Source organism: bacterium (genome assembly GCA_024224155.1).
GTDB lineage: Bacteria > Acidobacteriota > Thermoanaerobaculia > Multivoradales > JAHEKO01 > CALZIK01.
In genome coordinates this window covers 1-3,142 of sequence record JAAENP010000252.1, presented here as the reverse complement: position 1 = coordinate 3,142, position 3,142 = coordinate 1, and the positions used below count along the sequence as shown (strand labels likewise).

Genomic DNA, 3,142 nt, shown 5'->3' with positions numbered 1-3,142 from the left:
GGCTTGCGACCGAGGCTGACGCAGGCGTACTCGACGTACGCCGAGGAAGCCGATGGGAGCGTAACGCTGCAGATTCAAGTATTTACGGCGCCGCAGTAGAAGGTTGGTGAGAAGGCCAGGCTAGAGCAGCTCGCCGCGAGTCACGGTAAGCGCCTGGCCTTCGATCGCCACCCGATCGCCGACGAGGCTGACTCTCACGGTACCGCCGCGCGCGGACGCTTGGTAGCCGAGCAGCTTCGACTTGCCCGTGCGCTCGCTCCAGTATGGAGCCAGAGAGCAATGGGCCGAACCCGTAACCGGGTCCTCATCGATACCGGCCCCGGGGGCGAAGAAGCGCGACATGAAGTCGTATGGTCCCGAGTCCGGCAGCGCCGTGACACAGACACCGACTGGAACAAGCTCTTTCAAGGCACGGAAATCCGGGCGTAGACCACGGAGCTCGGCCTCTGTCGCGACCTCGACGAACTCGTAGTCCTTGCCCCGGCCGAACCAGGACACCCGGCCTCCGAGCGCCTGCTCGAATCCCGACGGGGGCTCGCACTCGTGGGGCGGATCACCCGGGAAATCCAATCGGATCCACTCCCCGTTCTGCTCGGCGCCAAGTAGGCCGCTGCGGGTGGCGAAAAGCAAAGAGTCGGCCGCGGGCACCGTGCCCGTCTCCCACAGGACATGAGCGCTGGCCAAGGTCGCATGACCACACAGATCGACCTCGATCTTGGGAGTGAACCAACGCAAGCCGAACGAGTCGTCCCCCGGGACCAGAAAGGCGGTTTCCGAGAGATGGATCTCATTCGCGACGCTCTGCATCCAGTCCGCAGGCGCAGCCTCCGGCAACAGGCAGACCGCCGCCGGATTGCCCGAAAAGGGTTTGGCGGCAAACGCATCGACCGTATAAAGCGCGTAACTCATGGCGGGCCGTTCCGGAATCCGAGTTTACCGTAGCCTCGCGAAAGGGTGTGAACTCTTCAATAGCCCGTTCGCTCCAGGCCCCCTAATCTGAGCCATGAAACGAGCGGTGGAACCGCTCTCACAAGAGAAAGGCTCAACGTGGAAAAGAATCTGAAGGTGCTGGCCGTCGTGCATTCCGACGTCGTCCCCAGGAATCTCACGGAGGTCTTCTCCCGGACATCCATGGCTTTTCATCACGCTCGCTCCGGCGCCGCCGCCTTGATCCTCACCGGGAACTCGCTCTACGACTTGCTGGTCGTGGAGGAGCCTCTTTCTGACCTCCCCGTGGACAGCGTCTTGAGTGCATTGCAGTCCTTCGAATCGGCCAGCGCGGGTACTCCAGCCCTGGTCATGGCCAACGATCGCGACATCGCTGAGATCAAGGAGAGACTGGAGAATCACCCGGCTCGAGTGCTGTCCAAATCGGCTGCTAGGCCAGAGATTCAGCAAGCGGTCTCTGAGCTTCTGGGCGTACCGGTCCGAAGCAACTCCAGGATGATGGTCAACGTCACCGTTAAGACCCAGTCGAGCTCGGCTCTGAAGTGCTTCCAGTCCGAGAACATCTCCGAATCCGGCATGCGGCTGAAAGGCGCCCAGGCAATGCCGATCGGAATGGCCGTCAACCTAGAGTTTTGCCTGCCCGACGAGCAGGAGCCCATCCGCGGAACCGCCCTGGTCGTGCGTCACGCCGGCAACGGGGAGGCTCCTGGGATCGGTCTGCGATTCGTCGAGCTCGAGCGCAACGAAATCCTCAGGCTGCGTCGCTTCGTCGACCGGACGCTCGCCGAAACGCCCCCGGTCGGCGCCGAGCGAGGTGCCCGGACGTCGCAATCGGCAGGCGTCTAGCCGTCAGTAGACCCCGCGCATCGACTCCTGATTCTGCCGACGCAGCATCTCGAGCTCGGTGCCGTAGCTGGACCGCCACTCCTCCAGCGCCTGCCGGAACTCCTTCTGGATGCGCTCGAACTCCTGCATCCGCGGCGCCAGCTCGGCCTCAACGCTCTCGACATGGGCTCGGATCTCGGCCAGTTCCTCTTGACTCGGAAGCATGAGCCGCGCCTGGTCTCTGATCTCGGCCAATAGCTGCTCGCGCTCTTCCGCGCTCCTGGCGGTCTCCAGGCGGCGCGAAGCCTGTTCCATCTGCCGAGCCGCGGATTCCATGCGCCGCTCCAGAGCCCTTTCATGAGACTCCAACGCGCGCTCGAGCTCGCGCTCGAACTCTCTCCCCCACAACCTCTCCGCGGCGCGCTCGAAGCGTCGCGCCATCCGTTCGAGCTCGCGGTCCTGCAGCTCCTCGAAGCGGCCCAGATTCTCCTCCAGGCGCTCAAGCTTGCGCTCCACTGCCTCAGCCTCAGCCTCAGCCTCCGAAAGGTCTCGCTCCATGAGCTGCGCCTCGAGGCTCTCCTCCAAGGCCTCGAGCTCCTCCTCCGCCATCTCGACGTCATCCTCGAGCCCGTCCTCGAACTCTTCGAACAGCGCGTCCAGCTCGACTTCGGTCTTGTCCTCGAGCGCGTCCATGTGGTCTTCCAGCTGGTCCTCGAGAACCTCCAGCTCGCTTTCCAGCTCTTCCTCGAGCTTCTCCAGCTCCGCTTCCAGGGCGTCTTCCATGGCGTCCAGCTCGTCATCGTAGGCATCGTGGTACGCGTCCCCGTGGTGCGCCTCGTCGCCTCCGGACGGAGCCTCCGCTTCTCGATCCTCGGAGCGTTCCCGCGCTTCGGGCGGCTCGTCGCTGCCGAGGTACGATCCATCGGCGGTCAAGCGCGCGAATCGCGCGGTCGACAGCGGTACCGCTGTCGGGCCCGCAAGCGGCACCAGGGGCGCGATTCTGTCGAAGTCCGGTCTGGGGGCTCGTGGCGGCGCGGGCAGCGCCGGTACCAGCGGTGTCGCTGGTGTCGGCGGCGCCGACGGCGCGGCTTCGACCGGAGACGAAGCGACGCGCGCAGGTGCGACCGGGGCGGGAGTCGGAGGGGCGAACCCAGCGGCGGGCTCGACTGGAGCAGACGGCGCAAGCGGCACTCGGGGCACTCGGGGCAAGGGACTCGGCTCTTGCGGTGCAGTGCCCGGAGCCTCGGGAATACTCGGAGCCGGAGCCGGGGGGGTCCTCCCAATCGCCGGGTTCCGAGCGTCTCCCGATGCGGATGGTTCCTCAGCGTCGGGCCGAGGAGCTTCGAGCGCCACTTCCGGAAGAGAGCGC

The 3,142-nt window shown here is 65.3% G+C and carries 3 protein-coding genes; 1 reads left to right on the top strand and 2 read right to left on the bottom strand.

The genetic code is table 11. The features are described 5' to 3' along the window. Window positions 1–120: 120 nt before the first annotated feature. Window positions 121–909: a PhzF family phenazine biosynthesis protein gene (locus tag GY769_13225; GenBank protein ID MCP4202879.1), complete on the bottom strand. Its 789-nt coding sequence runs from the start codon at window positions 907–909 to the stop codon at window positions 121–123. A 138-nt stretch (window positions 910–1,047) separates the two neighbouring features. On the opposite strand from GY769_13225, the gene GY769_13220 reads away from it, so the two are divergent. After that, on the top strand, window positions 1,048–1,794 hold the full coding sequence (locus GY769_13220; protein ID MCP4202878.1) for a PilZ domain-containing protein: 747 nt from the start codon (window positions 1,048–1,050) through the stop codon (window positions 1,792–1,794). 3 nt (window positions 1,795–1,797) lie between these two features. Here GY769_13220 and GY769_13215 read toward each other — a convergent pair whose 3' ends face one another. Further along, a complete protein-coding gene (locus tag GY769_13215) occupies window positions 1,798–2,760 on the bottom strand; it encodes a hypothetical protein (GenBank protein MCP4202877.1) in 963 nt (320 codons plus the stop codon). Window positions 2,761–3,142 lie beyond the last annotated feature (382 nt).

Coding starts and splice junctions, on each gene's coding strand:
- GY769_13225 (MCP4202879.1), bottom strand. CDS start 909: ATGAGTTACGCGCTTTATACGGTCGATGCGTTTGCCGCCAAACCCTTT.